The following is a 23,386-nucleotide window of genomic DNA, read 5'->3' as shown; positions in this document are numbered from 1 at the left end:
TGCTCTCGATGTAAGGGCAGAGGGAAAGAGTATGACAGAAAGTGAATCGTGAGTTATGGAACTGCGACAACTGAGGTATTTCCTCAGGCTATCCGAGACGCTCAATTTCTCGGTGGCCTCGAAAGAACTGTTTATCACCCAGAGCACGCTCTCGCAACAGATCCTGAATCTGGAGCGTGAGCTGGACCAGCAACTGTTCATCCGCAACAGTCATGAGGTGCTGCTCACCGAGGCGGGCAGGATGCTCCTGCCGCTGGCCCGTGAGAGTGTGTATAAGGTGGACAACTGTTTCCTGAGGATGCAGGAGCTTAAGAACATGCTGACGGGCGAGCTGAATATCGGCGTCACCTATTCGTTCAGCAGTATGATCTCGGAGACGATGATCGACTTCCTGAAGAAATACCCCAAGGTGAAGCTCAACGTGTTCTATGCGTCGATGACAGACCTGATAGAGCGACTGCAGCGCCATGAGCTCGACTTCGTGGTGGCCTTCAAGCCGACGGAGCACAACGAGCATATCGAGAGCCGACTGTTGTTCGACAACCGTCTGGCGGCGATCGTTAATGAGCACCATCCGCTGGCGGCCAAGCAGGAGGTGACCCTCGACGAGCTGGAGCGCTACTGCTTCGCCCTGCCTGCCAAGGGCCTGCAGGCCCGCCATGCCTTCGATCAGGTGCTTCTGCATACAGACCACCATTATAATGTCAAGGCAGAGATCAACAACGTGTCGCTGCTCTTGAAGCTGGTCCGTCAGACGAAGTTCGTCACGGTGCTCGCCGAGGCGACCATCATCGACGAGACGGGCCTTCGTGCCGTCCCAATCAACGTGCCGTCGTCCAGGATGGAGGGCTGTATCCATGTGCTCCGCGACGGTTATATGAAAAACTCCACACGGGCTTTCATCCAGATGCTTGAACAGTGTACAGAGGTTCTTAAGAACAGACTGTATTAAGAAAGAGTAGTGCCATTTTCTCTCTCTCTTTGGCACTACTCTTATTCTTTTTTCATATTGTCCTAAAAAAGTGCCTAAAAAAACGTTCGTCCGGAGTCGCGAACTAGAAAAACCGAGGGGCTTCCTATAGTCCCTTTTTGCCCTGTTTAGGTATACTTTCTACCTATCTGGAGTGGAGAAGGGAGCTACTTGGGGTGGGGGTGCCTTCTAACAGTTAAAGAGATGGTCTCCACGACCGAAAGGAATGGCACCTACGAGAGAAGGAGATAATCCCTTATAGGGTATAGAGATAATCCCTTTCACTCGTAAACCCTATCTCCACGACTCATAGACCCTATCTCTTTGAGGGAAAAATCCCGCCCCTTTCTTGTGTGGATGTAATCGTTTTATTATCAGTCAATTACAAAAACGGTCCAAAACTCACGCCTACGCCCCATATTCCCATGTTCCTGCCCACCACGCGAGTTATGCGCGCCCATTTGTAAAGATATATCACCGCGGTCCTAGAGCTTGTCGAAGGGACTACGGTTGCTGAGTGGTCCCTGAGCCTGTCGAAGGGCCTGCCGAAGCATCGAAGGGCCTGTCGAAGCATCGAAGGTCCAACCCACAATTTACCTCACAGATTTGGCCGTTTCAAACAAATTGTCTATATTTGCCCTCGGAATCAACCATATATCGCTTGGGATAGCGAATTAATTATTTGCACATATCAAAATATGAAGTATTCATGATGAATCAAATAGACATTTTGGTAACATAGCTCCGTATACGGGTTATTTCTAAAGTATTAATGATATGAGTAAGAAATTATTGACGTTGGATAAGACTGCAGATTATGCAACACTCAGAGAGTGGTGCATGACAATATTGGAGTTTCTCGTGATAATATCTCCAGAAATGCTTGAATTCGTTAATGGGATGAAAGTTGCTATTGATAGAATAGACAAGAAACAAAGCATGAGATATATGAGGTCCATGTATAGAGAGATGAATCTGATGGTCCGAGAGATGTATCTCCCCGATCCATTAATGGATAAGTTGAATCAGATTCTGACCGAGAAATTCAAATACAACCTCGTGGATGTAGCCGCTGCCGAAAAGGATGAGATACAGAAGATCCTTAAGCGTGGGAGAATCCGCAATGACAGGGAATTTGAATTGGTCAAGAATAAGGAAGAGGAGATCTACGATGACGACAGCCAATTCGATTATGCGGAATCACTCCGTAGTCTGCTTGGTGATTACGAGATGAATCGATAGTTTCAAATCCGCAGTCTCAATGTGATTAGCTCACAATAAGACTGCGGATAATCTTTTTTATCTGCGAAGACATATAACCTATATCTACTCTGTTGTGCATTCCCTCAAACAAAGTACTATGCAGGGAGTTATTATGAAGAAATCAGCAAGAGTAATGGTGAAGTTCAGAAAATAAATTATATCTTTGCAGACGGAAAGGCCATTGCGATCTTTGAAACATCGAACAAGGCCGCTAACGCCGTCCTCGGAGGTACCGTCTCTGAGATCGGTGGCGGAAAGTTCGCCAACGGAGCCGTCACCGCAGCCTTCTCCATGATGTTCAATGACATGATGCACGAGCATCTAGGAAATCGTCATAAGACACGTGAAAAAAAGGTGGCATAGATGCTGTTAAAGAACTTTGGAATCAGGATCCTGGGGGAGAAAAAGAGCATCGTGCTCTAAAAGAAAAAGATATGGCTGTTCCTGGAGTAGAGTGTTATTATAGTACGATTAATGAGTTGGTAGGGCCAGATCGTGAATTGTTGGAAATGGGTAAATTTGGAGATGATTTTTAGTGCATTTTAATATGAGACAATTCGTAAAAGTTTTATCAGTTCTAATAGTTGCCATTTCCTTGGCATCATGTGAGAAGGGGGAAGGAAGGCAGGAACTCTATCCTTGTCTAAGCAATTACTATATGGTGGAGTATATGGATGATATAACGGTTATATCACAGGCGGCAGGGGTTGATACCCTGAAGAAAGTCAATAATGAGATGTTCTCGTCGGATGGGAGCTTGTTGTTGTCAACCATGCGTGATACCACCTTCCTATATTCTGCAAAGGATCACAGGATTGAAAGGTCAATATTCAAGACAAAGGAAGGATACGAGACTACATCTGTTATTTATGATGGTCGCGACATGATAGCATCTGTATCTTTCTTCTATAACGAGAATTATGAGATTACTAGGATACATCAGATAGAAAGGGTTGATTACCTTCCCCAAAAGCAACAATTGCAGTGCGCTTCTCGTGATAAAGCTGTCTGTTTCTATCCCCAAATGAGAAGTCCCAAAACATTCTATGCAGAATATCCATCGGGGAAAATTCTTCTTGGGAGTTCGAGTAAGCACTACGCATTTGATACCTTAAGTATAAGCAACGGGGAAATACGTGAAGAAAATGGCAGGCTTTTCTTAAGTATAAATGGCGATACCATCATGAGGGATCGTGATGAAGATGGAGATCATCGGGTTGAGATACGTAAGAAAGGCGAAAACGAGTATGTCTTTTCTAATTATTTGGAGAGACAAGAGACGCTTGGTGCTTATGTTTATGGGAAAAGAGGAGATACAGATACTTGTTATCTATCGAAGGGCGATAGTACAAGTATTCTGCTTGTTTCATATACATATACAAGCGACTTCAAGATACTTAAAAGACAGTCGTTAGAAGAGGTTATATATCTTCCTAAGAAGGATTAGGGATAGGAACCGTTAAATAAAGGGAGTACAGCTGTCTGTGTTTTGACAAACCCTTTGATGCTTTGACAGACCCTTCGACAGGCTCAGCAAGCGTAGGCTCAGAGACCGTAAGGATGCCATGCGGTTGCTGAGCCTGTCGTAATCGATCTTTGGTTGCTGGGCTTGTCCAAGAAGGGATTTCCAAAGCATCAAAGGGCGACTCTCCAACGCACGCTTGATGAAACACACATATAATCCGCTTCACAGATTTGGCAGTTTCAGACAAATTGCCTATATTTGTCCTCGATATCAATCAACTATTGATATTTTTATGAGTAATAAACAATATGAAACATAGCATCTATTTAAGTTGTATAGCAATTATTTGTTGTCTGGGAGGCTGTCATAAGAACAACAAAACTTATCACGAAGGAAATGTTTGTGATACGACTATATATTATAAAGAAAGGTGTTCTCGCTTTAAAGGTTTTTCTGCACTTGATGCCTCTTGGAGTAGTTGTAACAAACGTTCTTTTTTCGAAATAACATCTATCTTTGATAAGAAAGGTGGCAATGGTTATACTCTTTTTATAGGTCCATCCTCTGATGATAACATAAAACATTTCAAAATTGACTATGCAAAAGGAATCTCTCTGTTAGAAAAGAATCTCATGCATATGAAGGAAATCTACAAAAGGGATCACATAAATCAGATTCATATACAAATGAGTATCATGGGAGATGCATCTGCTGATATTACGAATATTTACAATAGTAATAAAATGGGTAAGAGTACTTTTAATAGGAAAACCTTTAAAGAAGCTATTATGAATAGCAGAATGATAGCAGATATTAATCGATTATTAGCACCATATCATATGATAGTAAAAGATGCGACCTTTGAATTAGTGGCGGGCTATTCTATAGAGACTTTTAAAATAGATAATATATTGGAATTAAATCAATATCCTTCTATCATTTTAGTAAGTGACGATTTATATCTGGACATCGGGAAAAAGAATTAAAGATAGTTATTTGAATGATATCAAAGAATTAGTGAAAGCACTCGTGATCGAGATGAATCGATAATTTCAAATCCGCAGTCTCAATGTGATTAGCCCACAATAAGACTGCGGATTTTCTTTGTACAAATGTTTGGATTATTCTTAAAGAAATCTTATCTTTGCAAACGGCAATGCCTTTGCGATCTTTGAAACATCGAACAAGGCCGCTAACGCCGTCCTCGGAGGCACCGTCTCAGAGATTGGTGGCGGAAAGTTCGCCAACGGAGCCATCACAGCAGCCTTCTCCATGATGTTCAATGACATGATGCACGATGGAGGTGGAGATGATGATCCTTGGAAAGCGGCCGCAGGTATAGCCCTTGTCGCGTCAGCGTCGGACGGACCTTTACCAATAGGAGATATCGTTGGCGTTGGGGCATTAGCTATAGCAGCAGGGTATGATCTTACACAAAGAGTATATTTGACCTATACCTTGGAGGGGCCTAACGGTAAAATATATGTTGGACGGACAAGTGGTTTTGGCTCCCCGGAGAAAGTGATGATGAAACGATTCCGTGGGCATCATATGGCAAAGAAATTTGGTTATAAAAACCCCAAGATAGATGTCTATGCGCAAGGAGTCGGTTCGTATTATGCTATTAGGGGGAGAGAACAGCAATTGATTGATTTTCACGGAGGCGTTGGAAGCCCAAAAGTAGGAAATGCTATAAGAGGCGTTAGTAAATACAATCCGGCAGGAAGGTTATTTCACAATATCTCAAATAGTTTTTTTGGCAACATCGCTCCATATACTGGTTATTAAATGAATGATATGAGTAAGAAATTATTAGCGTTAGATAAGACAGCTGATTATGCAACACTCAGGGAGTGGTGTATGACTATCTATAATTTTTTGATAAACTTACATCCCGAGATGACTGATATGCTAAAGGAAATAGAAAGAGTAATTACAGAAGAACTAGACAGTAAGTTAGATATTAAAAGAATGCGCATACTATATAAAGAAATGAATTGGATGATCCGAGAAGAGTATCTCCCAGATTCATTAATGGATAAGTTGAATCAGATTCTGACCGAGAAGTTCAAATACAGCCTCGTGGATGTAGCCGCAGCCGAAAAGGATGAGATACAGAAGATCCTTAAGCGTGGAAGAATCCGCAATGACAGGGAATATGAGCTGGTTAAGAATAAGGAAGATGAAGTCTATGATGACGACAGCCAATTCGATTATGCGGAATCACTCCGTAGTCTGCTTGGTGATTACGAGATGAATCGATAATTTCAAATCCGCAGTCTCAATGTGATTAGCTCACAATAAGACTGCGGATTTTCTTTATAGAAGGCTTTCGTGCGGTCACATCATGACAGTGACTGAGACCGATAGTACCATCCAGTCAGGCGGTCACGGTAGAGAGGAAGAGCTCGTGGATGCGGGTGTCGTCGTCGAGCTCGGGATGGAAGGCGGTGACGAGCTGCCGACCTTGGCGGGCAGCGACGATATGGCCGTCGACCTGGGCGAGTACCTCACACTCGGGCGATAGGACCTGGTTGATGTAAGGGGCGCGGATGAAGGTCATGGGCACATCATCGCCGATACCTGCTACAGGAGCAGTGGCGTGGAAGCTGCCGAGTTGACGACCGTAGGCGTTGCGCTGCACATCGATGGCCATCGTGTCGAGGTGCATCGGCGACAGGAGGATCAGGCCTGCGCAAGTGCCGAAGACTGGCAGACCTGCGAGGATGTCTTTGCGGATAGGCTCGAACAGACCGAGCTCGTGCAGGAGCTTGGACTGGGTGGTTGACTCGCCTCCAGGGATGATCAGTCCGTCTTTGGGCTGTTGCCAGTCGGCGAACTGCCGTACCTCGAAGGTGTCGACGCCTAAACGATGGAGCATCTGCTCGTGTTCGGCAAATGCTCCTTGTAATGCTAGAACGGCTATTCTCATCGTCTTACTTTCCTCGTTCTGCCATCAGCAGTTCAATCTCCTGCTCATTGATTCCCACCATGGCCTCACCGAGGTCTTCGGAGAGCTCTGCCAGCATCTTGGCATCCTGATAGTTGGTGACAGCCTTGACGATGGCGGCAGCACGCTTGGCAGGATTACCGCTCTTGAAGATGCCGCTACCGACGAACACGCCCTCGGCGCCAAGCTGCATCATCAGGGCTGCGTCGGCAGGGGTGGCCACACCACCAGCAGCGAAGTTCACGACGGGCAGCTTCCCGTTTTCATGCACATACCGTACCAGTTCATATGGAGCCTGTAACTGCTTGGCGGCCTCATAGAGCTCATCCTCGCTCATCGAGACGAGACGACGGATCTCGCTCTGCATCAGACGCATATGGCTCACTGCCTGCACCACGTCGCCAGTGCCAGGCTCTCCCTTTGTGCGGATCATTGTGGCACCCTCGGCGATACGGCGAAGGGCCTCGCCCAGATTCTTGGCGCCACAGACGAAGGGTACGTCAAACTTTGTCTTGTCGATATGGTAGATATTGTCGGCGGGTGAGAGTACTTCGCTCTCGTCGATATAGTCGATCTCGATGGCTTGGAGAATCTGCGCCTCGGCGATGTGACCGATACGGCACTTGGCCATCACGGGAATGCTCACGGCCTCCTGGATGCCGCGTATCATCTTCGGATCACTCATCCTGGATACGCCTCCAGCGGCGCGGATATCGGCAGGGATACGCTCTAGGGCCATCACGGCACAGGCACCTGCGGCCTCGGCAATCTTAGCCTGCTCGGGGGTTGTCACGTCCATGATCACACCGCCCTTCAGCATCTGGGCCAGTTCACGGTTGAGTTTTGCTCTCTGTTTTGAATCTTGTTTTTTCTGTTCCATTTTTTCTTTGTTCTTATTTCTGTTTCCTGAATGCTGTCGGACTGATACCTTTCTGCTTCTTGAAGAACTTGGTGAAGTGGGCCTGCGAGGAGAAACCGAAAAGATAGGCGGTCTCCTGTACCGTGTGGTCTGTTGACTTCAACTGTCGTTCAATTTCATGCGTCAGGTAATCATCGATGATGGTCTTCGGCGCCTTGCCCGAGATGCGGCGTGTCACCTGTGCCAGATAACGGCTGCTGACATTTAGAAGGTCGGCATAGAAACGGACGTCGCTGGCCTTGCGGTGGTGCTCGGTCACGGCATCGAGGAACTCGTTGTAGAGCTCACTGCTACGCCCCTGTAAGTCGGCGGCTCTGGCCACTTGGGTGTTGATGTACGCCTTAGCCTTTGACTTGGCCTCGTCGGACTTCGCCCCCTGACTGAGAAAGACGGCCACGGCACTGGCATAGCGGTTGGCTAATCCGTGCATGGAGCCTTCGTCTTTCTTGACAACCAGCGTACAGAGCGGCAACAGCTCGTTTCTGATAGCCTCCTGCATGTCGTGACTGATGAGGGTGTCGCCTCTTGACGACAGCACTACGGCATCGAGCACGACGTGGCGTGGACGGTACTTCCGCAGGGCCTCGACCACCACATCGAGCGTGTCGCGTCTGCGGATCAGTCCTACCTTCACGACCTCGGGCTGGAAATCGTTCATCACAGCATCGATCTGCCTTTCCACGATCGTGGCAGGGATGTCATAGAACTGCTGGATGCCAAGCGTCGTCTGCACGGTGATCGAGGTGATGGCCGACAGGGCATAGCCGCCCAACTCGGAGATCGTCTTGATATCCGCCTGGACGCCTGAGCCGCCCGTCGAGTCGCTACCTGTGATCGTCAGAATGGGTCTCATCATCTTCTGTTGTCTGATAATTCGACTGCAAAGGAAATGAAATATTTAGAAACAAAGAAATGAAGTTCCCGTTTTGACAAAGGAAACTTCAATTTGAACAAAGATTATTCAATGCCAACGCCCTCAATCCTATTTCATGAGGATGGCAGACAGTTCCTTCATCCCTTCTGATGCTCCCTTCTGAATCTGCTGGACACGACTGCCGGCAGAGATGGGGTTGGGGTCGATGAGATAGATTGGAATGTCTGGACGGGCGTAGTGTAAAAGACCGGCAGCGGGATAGACGACGAGTGAGGTGCCGATGACAATCAGGATGTCGGCCTCTTGTACCTCTTCTGCCGCAGCACTGATCATGGGAACAGCTTCGCCGAAGAACACGATGAACGGACGGAGCAGGGAGCCGTCGCCGGCTTTTGTGCCTGGCTCCACCTCACAGTTCTCGGGGGTGAGCGTGATCTGATAGCGCGGATCGTCGACATCGCGGCTGGAGCACACTTTCATCAGTTCACCATGCAGGTGGATGACCTTCGAAGAACCAGCCATCTCGTGAAGGTTGTCTACATTCTGAGTGACGACGGTCACGTCGTACTGCTCCTCGAGTTTGGCAACGAGCCTGTGGCCCTCGTTGGGCTGTACGCCCCAGCATTTCTTGCGGAGCATATTGTAGAAGTTTGTCACAAGCGTGGGGTCGGCCTCCCACCCTTCGTGGGTTGCCACTTTCTGCACGGGGTAGTTCTCCCACAGTCCGTCGGCATCGCGAAAGGTCTTCAGACCGCTCTCCACCGACATACCAGCACCGGTCAATACAACAATCTTTTTCATGTATGGTGAGTTTTTTTCTTGGCAAATATACAAAAAATGCCTTTGCTAAGACCGTTTTCGTCGGATTTTTATATTAATCTGTGTTAATCTGTGTAATCTATGGTTTAAAATTGCTACCTTTGCACCCGTTTTTATAAGGTTACACATTATTATAATAATAGGAAAAATAAGGAAAGAATGGATAAGTTAAGTTATGCTTTGGGCTTGGGCATCGGCCAGCAGTTGGCCCAGATGGGAGCCGATAACATCAGTGCGGAAGACTTTGCTGCAGCCATCAAGGATGTGCTGGAGGGTCATGAGCTGAAAGTGTCTCATCGTGAGGCGCAGATGATTGTGCAGGATTATTTTACCAAGCAGGAGCAGAAACTTCAGGCCGAGCGCGCCGAGAAAGGAAAAGCGCATAAGGAGGCTGGTGAGAAATATCTGGCCGAGAATGCCAAGAAAGACGGTATCGTCACACTGCCTAGCGGACTGCAGTACCAGGTGCTGAAAGAGGGAAATGGTAAGAAGCCTTCTGCAAAGGATACGGTGAAATGTCATTACGAGGGTACGCTGATCGACGGTACGATCTTCGACTCCAGCTATCAGCGTGGTGAGCCTGCTACATTCCCCCTCCAGCAGGTGATCGCCGGATGGACGGAAGGTCTGCAGCTGATGCAGGAGGGTGCTAAGTATCGTTTCTTCATCCCTTATCGTCTGGCATATGGCGAGGGTGGCGCTGGCGCTTCTATTCCTCCGTTTGCCGCTCTGATCTTCGACGTAGAACTGATTCAGGTGGTGTAATAGTTTCGGATTATCTAAAACAATAAGAATATGAAAAAGTTAATGTATGTAGCCGCTATGGCTATTGTAGCTGCAGGTTTTACTGCTTGTGGTAACTCTGCTCCGAAGGCTAGCCTGAAGAGCGATGTTGATACGCTGAGCTATGCTATCGGTATGGCACAGACTCAGGGTCTGAAGGAATATCTCGTAGGTAGTCTGGATGTTGATACGGCTTATATGTCGGAGTTCATCAAGGGACTGAACGAAGGCGTGAATGCTGGCGACAACAAGAAAAAGGCTGCTTATTATGCAGGTATCCAGATCGGTCAGCAGATCAGCAACCGTATGATGAAGGGTATCAACCATGAGATCTTCGGTGAGGACTCTACCAAGACCATCTCTATGAAGAACTTCATGGCAGGCTTTATCAGTGGTACTACAGGCAAGAAAGGCCTGATGACTGTTGAGGAGGCTCAGGAAGTGGCTCAGCGTAAGATGAAGGAGGTGAAGGCCAAGGAACTGGAGAAGACTTACGGTCCGAACAAGGAGGCTGGTGAGAAGTTCCTGGCTGCCAATGCCAAGAAGGACGGCGTAAAGACTCTGCCCAGCGGTGTGCAGTACAAGGTCATCAAGGAAGGTACGGGCGCTATCCCCTCAGACACCTCACTGGTGAAGGTGAACTACGAGGGCCGTCTGATCAACGACTCTATCTTTGACAGCTCATACAAGCGTGGTGAGCCTACCACGTTCCGTGCTAATCAGGTGATCAAGGGATGGACTGAGGCTTTGGTTCACATGCCTGCCGGTTCTGTATGGGAGGTGTATATTCCTCAGGAGCTGGCTTATGGCGAGCGTGAGATGAATATCATTAAGCCTTTCTCTGCACTGATCTTTAAGATGGAGCTTATTGAGGTTGATTCTAAGAAATAATGAAGAAGACTATATTGATGGCACTCGCCCTTGTGGCGAGTGCTTCTGTTTATACAGCGGAGGCTGCAAAGAAGAAAAAGAGTGTGGAGCCTGTGGCTCCTGTCGTTGAGGCTGTACAGTTGAACAACAGTTCTGACTCTGTCAGCTATGCAGGTGGTATCTCCTTGACCAACGGTCTGATACCTTTCCTGCAGCAGCAGAGCGTCGACACCGCCTATATGGCGGATTTCATACAGGGCTTCAAGGAGATGGTACAGGCAGACGAGAATCCGAAGATGAAGGCCTATGCCCTTGGTATGGATATCGCCCGTCAGGTGTCGACCCGTATGCTTCCTGGTATGATCAAGAGTTTTGACGGCTCTCCCGACTCAATCGTGAGCGCGCTGCTCTATCGTGGTTTTACAGATGCTTTGGTCGGTGATACAACCGTGTTTACGATGGAGACTGCTGAGGCTTATTTCCAGAAAAAGCAGAAAGAGGACCAGACTGCCAAGGAAGAACGTCTCTATGGTCCGAACCGTGAGGCCGGCAAACAGTTCCTGGCCGAGAATGCCAAGAAAGACAGTGTGATCACACTGCCTAGTGGACTGCAGTATAAGGTGCTTGTCCAGGGCGATGGTGAGGTACCTCTGAGGACGGATAAGGTGCTTGTGAACTATGAGGGGCGTCTGATCGATGGTACGGTGTTCGATGCGTCGGCAAAGCATGGCGACCAACCTTCGGAGTTTACGCCCGAGCAGGTGATCAAAGGATGGACGGAGGCTCTGACGATGATGCCTGTTGGCTCGAAGTGGCAACTCTTCATCCCGTATGAGTTGGCCTATGGCGCCCGTGAGGCTGGGCAGATTCAGCCTTATAGTACCTTGATCTTCGACGTGGAACTGGTGGGTATTAGCAGACCGGAGACGGAGAATCCTGCACCAGCCTCGAAGAAAGGTAAGTCATCGAAAAAGACAAAGAAATAAGTAAGTGTGTCACAAAAGTGACACACTTTTTTTATTTTTTCCATAAAAAAGTTGTATTATTCAATATATTTATGTACTTTTGCTATCAATATGTAACATAAAATAGGAATAATGGAAAAAATTGATCTTCTGGACAAAAAGATTCTGAGCATTCTGTCGAAGAATGCCCGTATCCCGTTTAAGGATGTTGCTGCTGAGTGTAATGTCTCCCGTGCCGCCATCCACCAGCGTGTACAGCACCTGATTGAGGCGGATGTCATTACGGGCAGTGGCTTCGACGTGAATCCGAAGAGTCTGGGTTATTCCACTTGTACTTATGTGGGTATAAACCTGGAGAAGGGATCCATGTACAAGGATGTGGTTGAGTGCCTGAGACACATACCAGAGGTGGTGGAGTGTCATTTCACAACGGGCCCTTATACCATGCTCGTGAAACTATATGCTCGTGACAATGAGCAACTGATGGATCTGCTGAACGGTAAGCTCCAGAGCATCCAGGGTGTCGTCGCAACAGAGACGCTGATTTCTTTGGAACAGAGTCTGAAGCGTGAGATACCTATCTGTATAGAGGAGGAGCGGAAATAACTATGGAAAAGTTTGACTTGCAGGCGCATCTGGATGGTGTCTATACAAGGTATCCCGAGGCGGAATACCGACCGTTGATAGGCATCACAGGTAATTATGAAGATCTGACCTGTAAGTTAGGGAAAGGCTATTACCAGTCGGTCGTGGCGGCAGGGGGGGTACCTGTGGTGATTCCTCCTGTGGCCGATGTAGATGCGATCGTCAACACCCTGGAACGTATTGATGCTCTGATTTTGAGCGGTGGCGGTGATATCAATCCGTTATGGGTTGGAGAACAGCCTTCGCCCAGGCTCCATGGAATCAATCAGGAACGGGACTTGCCGGAGTTGATGACGGCTCGTCTGGCTTATAACCGGCAGATACCTATGATAGGAATCTGTCGCGGTATTCAGACATTGGCGATGGCTCTTGGTGGAAAGGTGGCGCAGGATATCAGTGATGTGGCTGGCTTGAAACATTCTCAGGATGCGGATCGTTCGGAACCTACACATAATGTCGTCCTTGAGAAGGAATCAGTTATCTCTCAGATATATAATACATCCATTCTCCATGTTAACTCCTTCCATCACCAGGCCGTGACAGACCCCGGTGAGAAGTTCCATGTGGTGGCAAGATCGTCTGATGGTATCGTGGAAGCGATGGAGAGCAGTGAGTACAAACCGATAATTGGTGTGCAGTGGCATCCGGAATGCTTGCAGGATGGACTACCCCTGTTCCGATGGCTTGTGGATAAGGCTGTCGCATATCGTAGGGCCCATCAGTTACATGATCGTGTGCTGACACTTGACACCCACTGTGACACACCGATGTTCTTCCCCCAGGGAATCCGTTTTGATCATCGTGATCCGAAAATCCTGGTTGATCTGCATAAGATGACGGAAGGTCGGCAAGATGCTACAATTATGGTGGCCTATCTGCCTCAGCCGACGTTTGATCCTACTGCCTATGCTGATCAGATCTTTGACGAGATAGAGTCTATTGTCGATCAGAATAGTCGGTATATCCGTATCGCTCGTACCCCAGCAGATCTCTATGAGAACAAACGACAGGGCTTGAAGTCGATCATGCTGGGTATCGAGAACGGTATCGCTATCGATGGGCGACTGGAGAATCTCCAACATTTTGCAGAGCGTGGCATCGTTTATATCACACTCTGTCATAATGGTGATAATGATATCTGTGATTCTGCCTCTAAGAGTAGTCATACTCATGGTGGTGTGAGCAGTTTTGGTGAACAGGTAATCCGTGAGATGAACCATCTGGGTATCATGGTGGACTTGAGTCATGCTGGTGAGAAGAGCTTCTATGATGCGCTGGAGATGAGTAGTATGCCTGTCGTGTGCAGTCACAGCAGCAGTCGGGCGCTCTGTGATCATCCTCGTAATCTGACAGATGACCAGATGCGCGCACTGGCCGCCAAGGGTGGAGTCGCGCAGACAACGATCTACAGCGGTTTCCTGAGAAAAGACGGTGAGGCTACAATCATGGATGTGTTGGATCATCTGGAGCATGCCATCAAGATCATGGGTATCGACCATGTGGGCATCGGTACGGATTTCGACGGTGATGGTGGTGTTTGCGGGTTGGCCGACTCGTCGGAACTGGTCTGTTTCACTCGTCAGCTGTTGGCCCGTCGTTATAGTGAATCAGATATCCAGAAAATCTGGGGAGGGAATTTCCTCCGTGTGATGAGTATGGTTCAAAATGGAAAAAAGTAATGAAAAACAATATTCAGAGAATAGCCTGTGCAATGGTCATCGTTTGTGGTGTGATGGCATGTGGAAACTTGCGTAAGCAGACAAATGATGATCAGACGGCATTGCAGCCTGTCGGTCCGGTGTTCAATGCTGATAGTGCCTTTCTGTTCTGTCAGCGACAGTGTGATTTCGGTCCTCGTACAATGAATAGCGAGGCTCACGATCAGTGTGGACAATGGATTATCCGACAGTTTGCTGGATACGGTATGAGTGTTGTCCCTCAGGAGGCGATACTAAGAGGCTACGACGGTACTGCGCTGAAGAGCATGAATATCATAGCCAGCTATCTGCCTGATCAGAAAGACAGAATCTTATTGTGTGCCCACTGGGATAGTCGTCCTTGGGCCGATAATGACCCTGATGAGGCTAATAGGCAGAAACCGGTTTTGGCGGCTAATGATGGGGCAAGCGGTGTGGCTGTGATGCTTGAGATCGCACGCCTGTTGGCGAAAGACAGTCTGAAACTCGGTGTTGACTTCGTTTGTTTTGATGCGGAAGATTGGGGGGTGCCTCAATGGAGCAATATACCGGACGATGGTAATTCGTGGGCTCTTGGTGCACAGTATTGGGCGGGCGTTTGTCCACGTCAGACTGCTAAGAGCTATCGCTTCGGTATTCTTCTGGATATGGTCGGAGGAGAAGGGGCTCAGTTCTATAAGGAGGGTATGTCCGTACAGTATGCATCAAGTATTGTTGACAAGGTGTGGCGTGCTGCTCAGGTGGTTGGCTTCGGTAGTGTGTTCCCCAATCAGATGGGTGGTTACATTACAGACGATCATCTGCCAGTGAACAAGCAGGCGGGTATTCCTTGTATTGATATCATCCCCTATTATCCAGATTGTCAGCAAAGCAGTTTCGGACCTACGTGGCATACTATTAACGACGATATGGATCATATCGACAAGAATACGTTACAGGCTGTGGGACAGACAGTCGTACAAGTTCTTTTCTCGGAGTAAGCGTTTTTCAGATCTGTCCGGCTTCAACCATCAGGACGACACGCTCGGTCAGACGGTCGACACCCTCTGCATCGTATTCCTTCTTGAGTGAGGCTCCGAAACCCCATGCGAAGACCTGCCAGAATCCAGCTCGGATAGGTCCCATGAATGCCTTGATCATGTCGTATGATGAGGAGTGGCATTCACGGTCAATCAGTTTAATCAGAAGTTTTCCCTGTGAATAGGTCAGCTTTTTCATCTTAGGCTTGTATGTACGGAAGATATCATCTTCCACACGTTTGATATGCTCGTCTTTTGCCTTTTGGTCGGGTAACGTCTCCAGGAATTCCGTGGTCTCAATCAGCATCTGTCGTGCCTCCTTAGCAATAGGCAGAACCTTCTTGACATTTTTTACCAGTCGCATGTAAGAGTCGGCCTGTTTCCTGTTCTTGAAGGTCAGCTGCGGATAGACGTAGACATGGTTCATCTCCATGTATTGGATGCTATCGCCCTCATGGAGTACCTTCCCCACCTTCACCGTCGGGACGAAAGTCGGGGAATCCATTTCTGCCAATACCTGTTCGGCAGTCAATTGCTGTTCTTGTGCTTGAATGACTTGACACAGCGAGATGAGTATGATGAGAGTCAGTATCTGTCGCATAACGGGTGCAAAAGTACGAAAAAGGTATGAAAAGCAGAACGTAAGGCAAGAAAAAAGCACTGTTTTTGCATTAATTACAGAAAAATACACTACCTTTGCGAAAACTAAGAAGGAAAACTTAAATTTAATGGTATATGAAAGCACAAGTCGTGTTGGCATTCTCTATGTTTGCTCTGGCTGTCCATGGTCAGGGGTGGCAGGAGTCTGGAATGGAGCATCCGTGGGAGCAGTATCTGAATGAGGTGCTGACGGTCGATGAGATGGAGTCCGCATCGTGGGAGACGACTTACGATCTCCTCTGCGAATTGGAGCAACAGCCATTGGATATCAATATGGTGACGAGAGAGCAATTGGAGGAACTGCCTTTCCTCTCTGCTCATCAGGTCGAGGAAATCATGGAGTATCGGTATCGTCATGGTAGAATAGAGTCGATGGGAGAGTTGCTGATGATTCGCTCCCTCGACTACAGGCAGCGTCGCTTACTGACTTGTTTTTTATATATAGGTGAAGAGAAACCTCCTGGATTTCCAAGTGTAGATCGGATTGCCAGATATGGGAAGCATGAGTTGACGACCTTGGCCCGTGTACCGTTCTACGAACGAAAAGGCGATCGTAATGGTTATCTGGGCTATCCATACAAACACTGGATGCGCTATCAGTTTACGTATGGCGATAACGTTAAGATAGGTGTTGTAGGAGCTCAGGATGCCGGAGAGCCTTTCTTTACTGATAGGAACAAACTGGGCTATGACTATTACTCTCTTTTCCTGCAGGTGAGACAGTGGGGACGGGTAGAGTCGTTGGTTGTCGGGAATTATCGGGTAGCCCTGGGTATGGGGCTGGTTATCAATAATAGCTTTGGTCTCGGCAAAGTGGCTATGCTACAGAATCTGGGACGGACAACTTCTAATGTCAGAGCGCACTCGTCACGATCAGGGAACTATCTTCAAGGAACAGCAGCGACGGTTCGTGTGACGGACAATCTGCGGGCCATGGCCTTCCTGTCGTATCGTCCTATAGACGCTACCTTGAACAAAGACTCCACGGTGGCCACCATTCTGGCATCAGACTATCATCGTACGGAGAAAGAGATGGGGAAAAAGCATAATCTGCACCAGCTGGCTATTGGAGGAAGTCTGCGCTATGACCATGATGGTCTGCATGCAGGACTTAATGTCTTGGCTCTAAAATATGACAGAGAGTTGTGCCCAGATACATCTGTGCTTTACCGGCGTCATTATCCGCAAGGACGGAGTCTCTTGAATATGAGCTTTGACTACCAGTTCGTACGTAGTAAGGTCGCTCTGCAAGGAGAGACTGCCATAGACAGAAAAGGCCATCTTGCGACAATCAATAGTATGAGTCTACAGCTGTCCGACAGACTATGTGTGATGGCTTTGCAGCGGTTCTATGCCTATCGCTACACATCGACGACAGCACAGAGCTATAGTGATGGTGGTCGGGTGCAGAATGAGAGTGGCGTCTATTTGGGAGTGTCGTGGCAGCCCACTTCAGTGTGCTTGTTGACGGCTTATAGCGACATCGCCTACTTCGCATGGGCGAGATATCGAGCGTCACAATCGTCCTATACTTGGGATCATCTGTTACAAGGTACTTGGCGACAGCGTGACTGGACATTCGGAGTCCGATATCGTCTGAGGTTACGTCAACAGGATAGTAAAGAGAATACAGCCTTGGAAAACCGATGGGAACATCGCGGTAGAGTGAGTGCCGAATATTCGTTTGCTGAGAATTTTAGCTGTCTGACTCAGTTGGATGGGTGTTATTGTCCCCATGACAGAGAATGGGGTGCCATGCTAAGCAGCAGTATCTCCTATCGGTATCGCTGGCTGCGGCTAAATGCAGGACTGGATTATTTCCATACCGACAGTTACGATAGGCGTATCTATCTTTACGAACAAGGACCGCTTTATACCTATTCTATGTATCAATATGATGGTGAAGGTATCCGTTATTGGCTAATGCTCCGTGTTCAATTAGGGAAAAAGATTATGCTGACGGCAAAGGCTGGTGTTTCTGATTATTTCGATCGTTGTGCGATAGGTAGCGGTTATCAGCAGATTGACGCATCGTCTATAACAGATCTTGATCTGCAGGTGAGATGGAAGATCTAAAGTTTTTTTATAATTAGATGAAAGAAATTACAAAAGATTGTTGTATCTTTGCAATAGATTAATCATTCAATAAACATTAAACTTATGAAGAAGAAAGGAATTGTTTTACTTTTTGCATTTTTGTGTATGGTAGGTGTACAGGCTCAGGTTATGGAACCGAACCTGAAATGGGGCAAGCCAACCGATGAAGAGTTGAAGATGACTGTATACGATGGCGATACGGAGGCCAACGCTGTGGAATTATACCGTAGCTTGGATGTATACTATGGTGTACTTGACGACTTTAAAGTATATTATTCGTTGAAGCGCAGGTTGAAGATATTGAAGCCAGAAGGGAAAGGTGAAGCGGATTTGAGTATCGTGTACCGTGAGAATGAATCGAACCGTACGACATGTGAGAATGTGAGAGGATTGAAGGCGATTGCTTATAATATGGAAGACGGGAAACTGGTAAAGACAAAAATGGAGTCTTCTATGATTCATGAGGAACGACTTAACAAAAACGAGAAAGTGATGAAATTCAGTGTGCCTCAGGTGAAGGTTGGTACGGTGATAGAATATGAATATCGGATAGAGAGCGATTATTACTGGGATCTCCGTGACTGGTATGCCCAAAGTAATATTCCTGTTCTATATACCAGATATGAATTGTCTTATCCGAAATGGTTTAATTTCAATATTGAAGAGACGGGTGTGAACAAGGTGGAGAAGAAACAGACGACAGGTAACCTGAATCTGGGAGAACAGTCTATTGTTACCAATGTGATAACCTTTGAAGGCCGTCGTTTGCCAGCTCTGAAGAAAGATAATTATGTATGGAACGTGAGGGACTATTCTAATAAGGTGACCCATGAGTTGGGAGGTATCAATGTTCCTGGACGACTTTACAAGAATTACACTTCTACATGGGATGATATTGACAAGTCGTTGCTTGGCGATGAAGATTTTGGAGGAAGACTGAAGAAGAGTAGTCCGTTCAAGTCGGAGATTGTTGCGCAGGGCATCGCGTCCATTCCCGATCAGAAAGAACGTATAACCGCTGTGTTTAAACTGTTGAAGCAGAAAGTTCGTTGGAATGGCGACTATGCTTTTTGGGGTAAATCGACCTCAAAGGTACTAAAAGAAGGTACGGGCTCTAATGCCGATATGAATTTCTTGTTGATTAATATGTTGCAGGATGCAGGAATTGAGTCTTGTCCTGTGGTGTTGCGTAAAAGAAGTTCTGGAATTCTTCCATTGTCACATGCCAGTTCGAAGTATCTGACAACATTTGTGGTGGGAATTCACGATACAGACTCGACATACCTTTATCTCGATGGTTCCGTTGAGGACGGTTATATCAACGTACTACCTGCGGACTTGCTGGTTGACCGGGCTCGTGTCATTTCAAAAAGTGGACAAGGGTCGTGGGTCGATATTCGGAGCTATGCTTCGGGGCAGGAGTCGACCACCATCCAAGCCACTCTTGGTGCTGATGGTTTGCTGACGTGTAAGTCTCGAACACTCTTGGCAAACGAGGCCGCTGCAGCTCTTCGAAAGAAATGGCGACTAGCCAAGGACAGCGCAGATGTAATAGGAGATATACAGGAGCGACAGGATATCATCATTCAGAATTATCAGTTGAATGGGAAAACAGATTTCTCGCCAAGGGTTTCGGAGACAATGGAGTTTACGAAACAGTGTGATGCTACCGATGACAGAATATATGTTAATCCTCTTATACTTGTTCCTATGAAGGAGACACCATTTAAGGATGAAACACGTGAACTGCCTGTTGAGTTCCCTTACAAGCAAGCAGAGACCATGAATACGATGATTACCCTTCCGGAGGGCTATCAAGTAGAAGAGGCACCAAAGCCTATTATATTGAAGGCTGACGGCCTGACAGTGCGTATCATGGGGACGGTGTCTGATGATAACGTGGTACAGATGCAATATAAGATGAATCTTAACAAGTTGTTCTATTCTAATACAGAATACCAGGACTTGAAGGCTTTCTTTGATCAGGTGGTTGAGCATAACAAGAACATGCTTGTAGTAAAGAAAATTGCGAAATGAGAAAGCTATTGATATTGTTTGTGTTGTTCTCGTGGCAGGAGGTGCGGGCCCAACATACTGTAGTGGAGGAATCTCTGATAGAGGTGAACTGTGAGAGTATGACCCATGCGACGGTCCAACGCAGGGAAGTCGTGACAATCCTGAATGAGCAAGGGGCCGATTATGCAGGATTCACATGCTCTTGCAGTAAACAGGTTAGGTTGGTGAAGTTTCGGGGACAGGTGAGTGATGCTACGGGACGTGTTATCCGCAAACTGAAGGAGAGTGAGTTGAAACGCACAGAATATTCAGAGTATTTTGCTGTCGATGATTATACGATGTATTTTGATTACACGCCTCCTACTTACCCTGTGACCATTACTTATGAGTGGTCGATGGATATACGAGATAATCTTGTCGAGTTCCCGGTGTTCTGCCCATTTTCAGGCTACGATGTCAGTGTGAAGAAAGCAACCTATAAGTTGGTTGCTCCCAAGGATATGAAGATCCGATATACGACACAGCATATTGACCATCCTGTTGCGGTGGCAGATGCTGAGAATGGTAAGCAGATGCTGACGCTTGAGGTTTCTGATCTGCCTGCTATCCGTCGAGAACCATATATTCCGCCCCTCCGAGAGTTATTGCCGATGGCCTATTTTGCACCACAGCAGTTTTCTTATTATGGAACTCAAGGGAGTCTTGGAAGTTGGAAAGATTACGGAAGATGGCAATATGGGTTGTTGGAGGGACGTGATGCACTCCCAGAAGAGTTAAAGACAAAACTTCACCAAATGACGGACCATCTGAAGACGGATCGCGAGAAAGTTGACAAAGTATATAAGTACCTTCAGGAGACAACGCGATATGTGGCCGTTCTTCTGGGTGTCGGCGGGTTGCAGCCAACTCCGGCGGCAGATGTCTACAAAAGTGGCTTTGGCGATTGCAAGGGTCTGTCGAACTACATGCGAGCGATGTTACAGGTCATAGGTATTGCTTCTAACTATACTGTCATCAGTATGAACAATCGTCGCTTGTTGAAAGACTTTGCTAGTATAGGCCAGATGAATCATGTGATTCTTCAAGTTCCATTACCAGGTGACACGCTTTGGCTGGAATGTACAAGTTCTCATCTGCCGATGGGGTATGTGCATGAAGATATTGCAGGACATGATGCGATAGAGATTAGTTCAGATGGTGGTCGTATGGTCAGACTGCCTGTCTATGCCGACAGTACGAATCTCATGCACACTACAGCTGAGATTCAATTGGCTTCAGATGGGGCTGCCACTATGGTGCTTTTGCAGACAGTTCATAACCGCCAGTATGAGAACAGTATCCCTCTGCTGAAAATGAAAGAGAAAGATTGTCAGAGAGTGATGTTGAATAAGGTTCGTGTTCCACAAGCGACAGTCAGTCAGTTGGATGTGCGTGAGGTGGGGCAATCCATTATCATCGATGCACAGATTGAAAGTGCTAAGTATGCGTCGGTCACCGGACAACGTCTTTTTGTTCCTGTATGTCCGATTCATCAAGGCTATTCCGCTCCTGTTGTTAAGAATGAGCGTCAGTGGGATGTATATGTTGATATGGGATACCTTGATATTGACGATTTCACGATGACGATTCCTGAAGGCTATGAGATAGAATCTTTGCCTAAGAAGGTGGTTGTGGAAAAGCCGTTTGGAAAGTTTACCTTTGATATATTGAAGGAAGAAGATAAGGTGCATGTCAAATACAGTCTTCTAATGAAGTCTGGATCTTACGAGAAAGCAAAGTTTCAGGAACTGTCAGAGTTTATCAAACAGGTAAGTAGTTCTTATGGGCAGAAGATGGTACTAAAGAAAAAGTAACTGTTTATACAGGTCAATAACCTGACCTGTCACATCTGTACCTTCAAAACGACGGATATACTCCTGACTGCGTAGGATGCGTTGCTCGCGTCCGTCAGCTCTAAGGAGAGTCTGTTGAATGGCATTGGCCATGCCTTGTTCATCGTCAGGATCGACATAGAGACTGTCTGGTCCGCCGGCCTCTTCAAGACAGGAACCGGTACAGGCAACAACGGGAAGGCCACAGCGGATCGCCTCAATGATAGGAATGCCGAATCCTTCGTAGCGTGAGGGATATACAAAGGTTTCTGCCATGGCATAGAGGATAGGTAGAGAATCGTTGGGAACACCGTGAAGAACATGTATCCGATGACTCTGGTTATGCTTTCGGGCATATTCGAGGACCTTGTCTGTGTATGTCGTATGCCGGCCAACGATAACAAGTGACAGATCGTCAGGCAGATATGGAAGTGCCTTTACCGCAAGTAGGATGTTCTTGCGTTCCTCAATGGAACCAACATTAAGAATGAATCGTTTTGGCAGGTTATATGATTGCCGAACTGTCTCTTTCTGCGTATCACTGATTTGATCGGAATATTTTGGTGAATAGCTCTGATAGATCAGTGATATCTTTCGCTCATCAACTTGACCGAGTTCTATGATGTCACGTTTGGTGCATTCGCTAATGGCAATGACATGATCTGCCTCGCGAATCGTCTGACGAAACTTCCACGTATAGAGCTTCGTGTCAAGCCAATGGTAGAATTCGGGATGTCGCAGGAAAATAAGATCATGGATTGTCACAACGCTTTTGATACCGCTTTTATGGATACCGAGGGGGAGCTCACCAGAAAGACCGTGGAATAGTTGCACACCGTCATGCATTAAGTCTTTTATGATGCCTTTGCTGCGCCATAGTGCTTTTGGCGTATAGGGTATGCCTGTTGTTGGGTATCGGAAAACAACGTTGTCGTGATCAACAACCTGACTACGCAGTTCGTCATGTCCTTTGTCTGGGGCATATAATATGAGCTGCAGATTGCGAGACTGCGTGGCGATATCGTTGACGAGTGTCCGTCCGTAACTGCCAAGTCCTGTCCCATTGCTGACAATCCGTTTGGCATCATAGCCTATGGTGAAATGCCCTGTCATTTTCTTTTGAAATGCTTAAACACAAATCTGACGATGATGAAGTTCGTGGGGACGGTTATCGCTAATACTGCAAAAGGTGCGAGCAAACGATGTAACCCCATCCAGAGGAAGAAGTTAAAGAGCACAATCTGGAGGAAGTAATTAAAGGCGTGTGCACCGATAAATCCTGCTCCGTTTTCCTTGGAAGTCTTCTCCTTGAACGTGAAATGGGCGGAAAGATAGTAGTTTACTAGGAAACTGAGGAAATAGCCGATAGAGTAAGCTATGTTCACATTTATCCAGTGCTGGAGCAACCAATAGATAGAATAATGCAGTACCATGGCTGTTGAACCCACGATACCGAAACGTATGATCTCTCCGATTGTCTTGTTTCTGTCCATCCCGTGATAT

At 47.0% G+C, this 23,386-nt stretch carries 22 protein-coding genes; 15 read left to right on the top strand and 7 right to left on the bottom strand.

Annotated elements, in window-relative coordinates:
- Positions 1 to 55: 55 nt before the first annotated feature.
- From BMY63_RS10955 to BMY63_RS12415, 6 genes are all read left to right on the top strand, one after another.
- Positions 56 to 952 carry a LysR family transcriptional regulator gene (locus tag BMY63_RS10955; RefSeq protein ID WP_091899993.1) on the top strand — a complete coding sequence of 299 codons (897 nt, stop codon included), beginning with the start codon at positions 56 to 58 and terminating at the stop codon, positions 950 to 952.
- Positions 953 to 1,909: 957 nt separating this feature from the next.
- Positions 1,910 to 2,212, top strand: a complete 303-nt coding sequence (locus BMY63_RS10950) for a hypothetical protein (RefSeq protein ID WP_143065782.1) — start codon at positions 1,910 to 1,912, stop codon at positions 2,210 to 2,212.
- 568 nt (positions 2,213 to 2,780) lie between these two features.
- A complete protein-coding gene (locus tag BMY63_RS10940; RefSeq protein ID WP_091916771.1) occupies positions 2,781 to 3,680 on the top strand; it encodes a hypothetical protein in 900 nt (299 codons plus the stop codon).
- Between the two features lie 326 nt (positions 3,681 to 4,006).
- Positions 4,007 to 4,684, top strand: a complete 678-nt coding sequence (locus BMY63_RS10935; RefSeq protein WP_091916769.1) for a hypothetical protein — start codon at positions 4,007 to 4,009, stop codon at positions 4,682 to 4,684.
- Positions 4,685 to 4,970: 286 nt separating this feature from the next.
- Entirely contained in the window at positions 4,971 to 5,486 is a 516-nt protein-coding gene (locus tag BMY63_RS10930) for a hypothetical protein (RefSeq protein WP_091916768.1), read from the top strand.
- A 9-nt stretch (positions 5,487 to 5,495) separates the two neighbouring features.
- A complete protein-coding gene (locus tag BMY63_RS12415) occupies positions 5,496 to 5,963 on the top strand; it encodes a hypothetical protein (RefSeq protein WP_143065781.1) in 468 nt (155 codons plus the stop codon).
- Between the two features lie 115 nt (positions 5,964 to 6,078).
- Here the strand turns inward: BMY63_RS12415 and pdxT are convergent, their stop codons facing one another.
- The 4 genes from pdxT to BMY63_RS10905 form a co-directional block, all read right to left on the bottom strand.
- Positions 6,079 to 6,630, bottom strand: a complete 552-nt coding sequence (gene pdxT / locus BMY63_RS10920; protein WP_091916764.1) for a pyridoxal 5'-phosphate synthase glutaminase subunit PdxT — start codon at positions 6,628 to 6,630, stop codon at positions 6,079 to 6,081.
- Between the two features lie 4 nt (positions 6,631 to 6,634).
- Entirely contained in the window at positions 6,635 to 7,528 is an 894-nt protein-coding gene (gene pdxS / locus BMY63_RS10915; protein ID WP_091899990.1) for a pyridoxal 5'-phosphate synthase lyase subunit PdxS, read from the bottom strand.
- A 13-nt stretch (positions 7,529 to 7,541) separates the two neighbouring features.
- A complete protein-coding gene (locus tag BMY63_RS10910) occupies positions 7,542 to 8,423 on the bottom strand; it encodes a bifunctional hydroxymethylpyrimidine kinase/phosphomethylpyrimidine kinase (RefSeq protein WP_371113586.1) in 882 nt (293 codons plus the stop codon).
- Between the two features lie 126 nt (positions 8,424 to 8,549).
- On the bottom strand, positions 8,550 to 9,242 hold the full coding sequence (locus BMY63_RS10905) for an SIR2 family NAD-dependent protein deacylase (protein ID WP_091899989.1): 693 nt from the start codon (positions 9,240 to 9,242) through the stop codon (positions 8,550 to 8,552).
- Positions 9,243 to 9,419: 177 nt separating this feature from the next.
- Between BMY63_RS10905 and BMY63_RS10900 the strand changes: the two genes are divergently transcribed.
- The 6 genes from BMY63_RS10900 to BMY63_RS10875 all read left to right on the top strand — a co-directional run bounded on the left by BMY63_RS10900 (position 9,420) and on the right by BMY63_RS10875 (position 15,200).
- A complete protein-coding gene (locus BMY63_RS10900; protein ID WP_091916762.1) occupies positions 9,420 to 10,025 on the top strand; it encodes a BamJ family beta-barrel-assembly machinery protein in 606 nt (201 codons plus the stop codon).
- Positions 10,026 to 10,055: 30 nt separating this feature from the next.
- Entirely contained in the window at positions 10,056 to 10,934 is an 879-nt protein-coding gene (locus tag BMY63_RS10895; protein ID WP_091916760.1) for a BamJ family beta-barrel-assembly machinery protein, read from the top strand.
- Positions 10,934 to 11,899: a BamJ family beta-barrel-assembly machinery protein gene (locus BMY63_RS12490; protein ID WP_091916748.1), complete on the top strand. Its 966-nt coding sequence runs from the start codon at positions 10,934 to 10,936 to the stop codon at positions 11,897 to 11,899. Before BMY63_RS10895 ends, BMY63_RS12490 begins: the two co-directional genes overlap by 1 nt.
- 111 nt (positions 11,900 to 12,010) lie before the next feature.
- Complete coding sequence (locus BMY63_RS10885; RefSeq protein WP_091899985.1) at positions 12,011 to 12,484, top strand: Lrp/AsnC family transcriptional regulator; 474 nt, start codon at positions 12,011 to 12,013, stop codon at positions 12,482 to 12,484.
- Positions 12,485 to 12,486: 2 nt separating this feature from the next.
- Complete coding sequence (locus BMY63_RS10880; RefSeq protein ID WP_091916746.1) at positions 12,487 to 14,202, top strand: membrane dipeptidase; 1,716 nt, start codon at positions 12,487 to 12,489, stop codon at positions 14,200 to 14,202.
- Positions 14,202 to 15,200: a M28 family peptidase gene (locus BMY63_RS10875; RefSeq protein WP_091916744.1), complete on the top strand. Its 999-nt coding sequence runs from the start codon at positions 14,202 to 14,204 to the stop codon at positions 15,198 to 15,200. Before BMY63_RS10880 ends, BMY63_RS10875 begins: the two co-directional genes overlap by 1 nt.
- Before the next feature lie 7 nt (positions 15,201 to 15,207).
- On the opposite strand, the gene BMY63_RS10870 is transcribed toward BMY63_RS10875, so the two are convergent.
- Positions 15,208 to 15,840: a DUF4294 domain-containing protein gene (locus BMY63_RS10870; RefSeq protein ID WP_091916742.1), complete on the bottom strand. Its 633-nt coding sequence runs from the start codon at positions 15,838 to 15,840 to the stop codon at positions 15,208 to 15,210.
- A gap of 134 nt (positions 15,841 to 15,974) precedes the next feature.
- Here BMY63_RS10870 and BMY63_RS10865 point away from each other — a divergent pair, with 134 nt between their 5' ends.
- From BMY63_RS10865 to BMY63_RS10855, 3 genes are all read left to right on the top strand, one after another.
- Positions 15,975 to 17,975 (top strand): ComEA family DNA-binding protein, encoded by a 2,001-nt coding sequence (locus tag BMY63_RS10865; protein WP_091916740.1) that lies wholly within the window; start codon positions 15,975 to 15,977, stop codon positions 17,973 to 17,975.
- Between the two features lie 84 nt (positions 17,976 to 18,059).
- Entirely contained in the window at positions 18,060 to 20,033 is a 1,974-nt protein-coding gene (locus tag BMY63_RS10860) for a DUF3857 domain-containing protein (protein ID WP_091916738.1), read from the top strand.
- Positions 20,030 to 21,865 (top strand): DUF3857 domain-containing protein, encoded by a 1,836-nt coding sequence (locus BMY63_RS10855; RefSeq protein ID WP_091916736.1) that lies wholly within the window; start codon positions 20,030 to 20,032, stop codon positions 21,863 to 21,865. Before BMY63_RS10860 ends, BMY63_RS10855 begins: the two co-directional genes overlap by 4 nt.
- Here BMY63_RS10855 and BMY63_RS10850 read toward each other — a convergent pair.
- Entirely contained in the window at positions 21,851 to 22,996 is a 1,146-nt protein-coding gene (locus BMY63_RS10850; protein ID WP_091899978.1) for a glycosyltransferase family 4 protein, read from the bottom strand. The two genes, BMY63_RS10855 and BMY63_RS10850, sit on opposite strands and share 15 nt — an antisense overlap.
- Entirely contained in the window at positions 22,993 to 23,376 is a 384-nt protein-coding gene (locus BMY63_RS10845; protein ID WP_091916734.1) for a GtrA family protein, read from the bottom strand. Before BMY63_RS10845 ends, BMY63_RS10850 begins: the two co-directional genes overlap by 4 nt.
- Between the last annotated feature and the right edge of the window lie 10 nt (positions 23,377 to 23,386).

This window comes from Prevotella aff. ruminicola Tc2-24 (assembly GCF_900110895.1).
GTDB lineage: Bacteria > Bacteroidota > Bacteroidia > Bacteroidales > Bacteroidaceae > Prevotella.
The sequence above is the reverse complement of the archived record's forward strand: the minus strand, read 5'-3'. Positions and strand labels throughout refer to the sequence as shown.

Excerpts from the sequence above, each read along its gene's own strand:
- BMY63_RS10955 (WP_091899993.1), top strand. The coding sequence starts at position 56 with ATGGAACTGCGACAACTGAGGTATTTCCTCAGGCTATCCGAGACGCTC.
- BMY63_RS10950 (WP_143065782.1), top strand. The coding sequence starts at position 1,910 with ATGAGATATATGAGGTCCATGTATAGAGAGATGAATCTGATGGTCCGA.
- BMY63_RS10940 (WP_091916771.1), top strand. The coding sequence starts at position 2,781 with ATGAGACAATTCGTAAAAGTTTTATCAGTTCTAATAGTTGCCATTTCC.
- BMY63_RS10935 (WP_091916769.1), top strand. The coding sequence starts at position 4,007 with ATGAAACATAGCATCTATTTAAGTTGTATAGCAATTATTTGTTGTCTG.
- BMY63_RS10930 (WP_091916768.1), top strand. The coding sequence starts at position 4,971 with ATGATGTTCAATGACATGATGCACGATGGAGGTGGAGATGATGATCCT.
- BMY63_RS12415 (WP_143065781.1), top strand. The coding sequence starts at position 5,496 with ATGAGTAAGAAATTATTAGCGTTAGATAAGACAGCTGATTATGCAACA.
- pdxT (WP_091916764.1), bottom strand. The coding sequence starts at position 6,630 with ATGAGAATAGCCGTTCTAGCATTACAAGGAGCATTTGCCGAACACGAG.
- pdxS (WP_091899990.1), bottom strand. The coding sequence starts at position 7,528 with ATGGAACAGAAAAAACAAGATTCAAAACAGAGAGCAAAACTCAACCGT.
- BMY63_RS10910 (WP_371113586.1), bottom strand. The coding sequence starts at position 8,423 with ATGATGAGACCCATTCTGACGATCACAGGTAGCGACTCGACGGGCGGC.
- BMY63_RS10905 (WP_091899989.1), bottom strand. The coding sequence starts at position 9,242 with ATGAAAAAGATTGTTGTATTGACCGGTGCTGGTATGTCGGTGGAGAGC.
- BMY63_RS10900 (WP_091916762.1), top strand. The coding sequence starts at position 9,420 with ATGGATAAGTTAAGTTATGCTTTGGGCTTGGGCATCGGCCAGCAGTTG.
- BMY63_RS10895 (WP_091916760.1), top strand. The coding sequence starts at position 10,056 with ATGAAAAAGTTAATGTATGTAGCCGCTATGGCTATTGTAGCTGCAGGT.
- BMY63_RS12490 (WP_091916748.1), top strand. The coding sequence starts at position 10,934 with ATGAAGAAGACTATATTGATGGCACTCGCCCTTGTGGCGAGTGCTTCT.
- BMY63_RS10885 (WP_091899985.1), top strand. The coding sequence starts at position 12,011 with ATGGAAAAAATTGATCTTCTGGACAAAAAGATTCTGAGCATTCTGTCG.
- BMY63_RS10880 (WP_091916746.1), top strand. The coding sequence starts at position 12,487 with ATGGAAAAGTTTGACTTGCAGGCGCATCTGGATGGTGTCTATACAAGG.
- BMY63_RS10875 (WP_091916744.1), top strand. The coding sequence starts at position 14,202 with ATGAAAAACAATATTCAGAGAATAGCCTGTGCAATGGTCATCGTTTGT.
- BMY63_RS10870 (WP_091916742.1), bottom strand. The coding sequence starts at position 15,840 with ATGCGACAGATACTGACTCTCATCATACTCATCTCGCTGTGTCAAGTC.
- BMY63_RS10865 (WP_091916740.1), top strand. The coding sequence starts at position 15,975 with ATGAAAGCACAAGTCGTGTTGGCATTCTCTATGTTTGCTCTGGCTGTC.
- BMY63_RS10860 (WP_091916738.1), top strand. The coding sequence starts at position 18,060 with ATGAAGAAGAAAGGAATTGTTTTACTTTTTGCATTTTTGTGTATGGTA.
- BMY63_RS10855 (WP_091916736.1), top strand. The coding sequence starts at position 20,030 with ATGAGAAAGCTATTGATATTGTTTGTGTTGTTCTCGTGGCAGGAGGTG.
- BMY63_RS10850 (WP_091899978.1), bottom strand. The coding sequence starts at position 22,996 with ATGACAGGGCATTTCACCATAGGCTATGATGCCAAACGGATTGTCAGC.
- BMY63_RS10845 (WP_091916734.1), bottom strand. The coding sequence starts at position 23,376 with ATGGACAGAAACAAGACAATCGGAGAGATCATACGTTTCGGTATCGTG.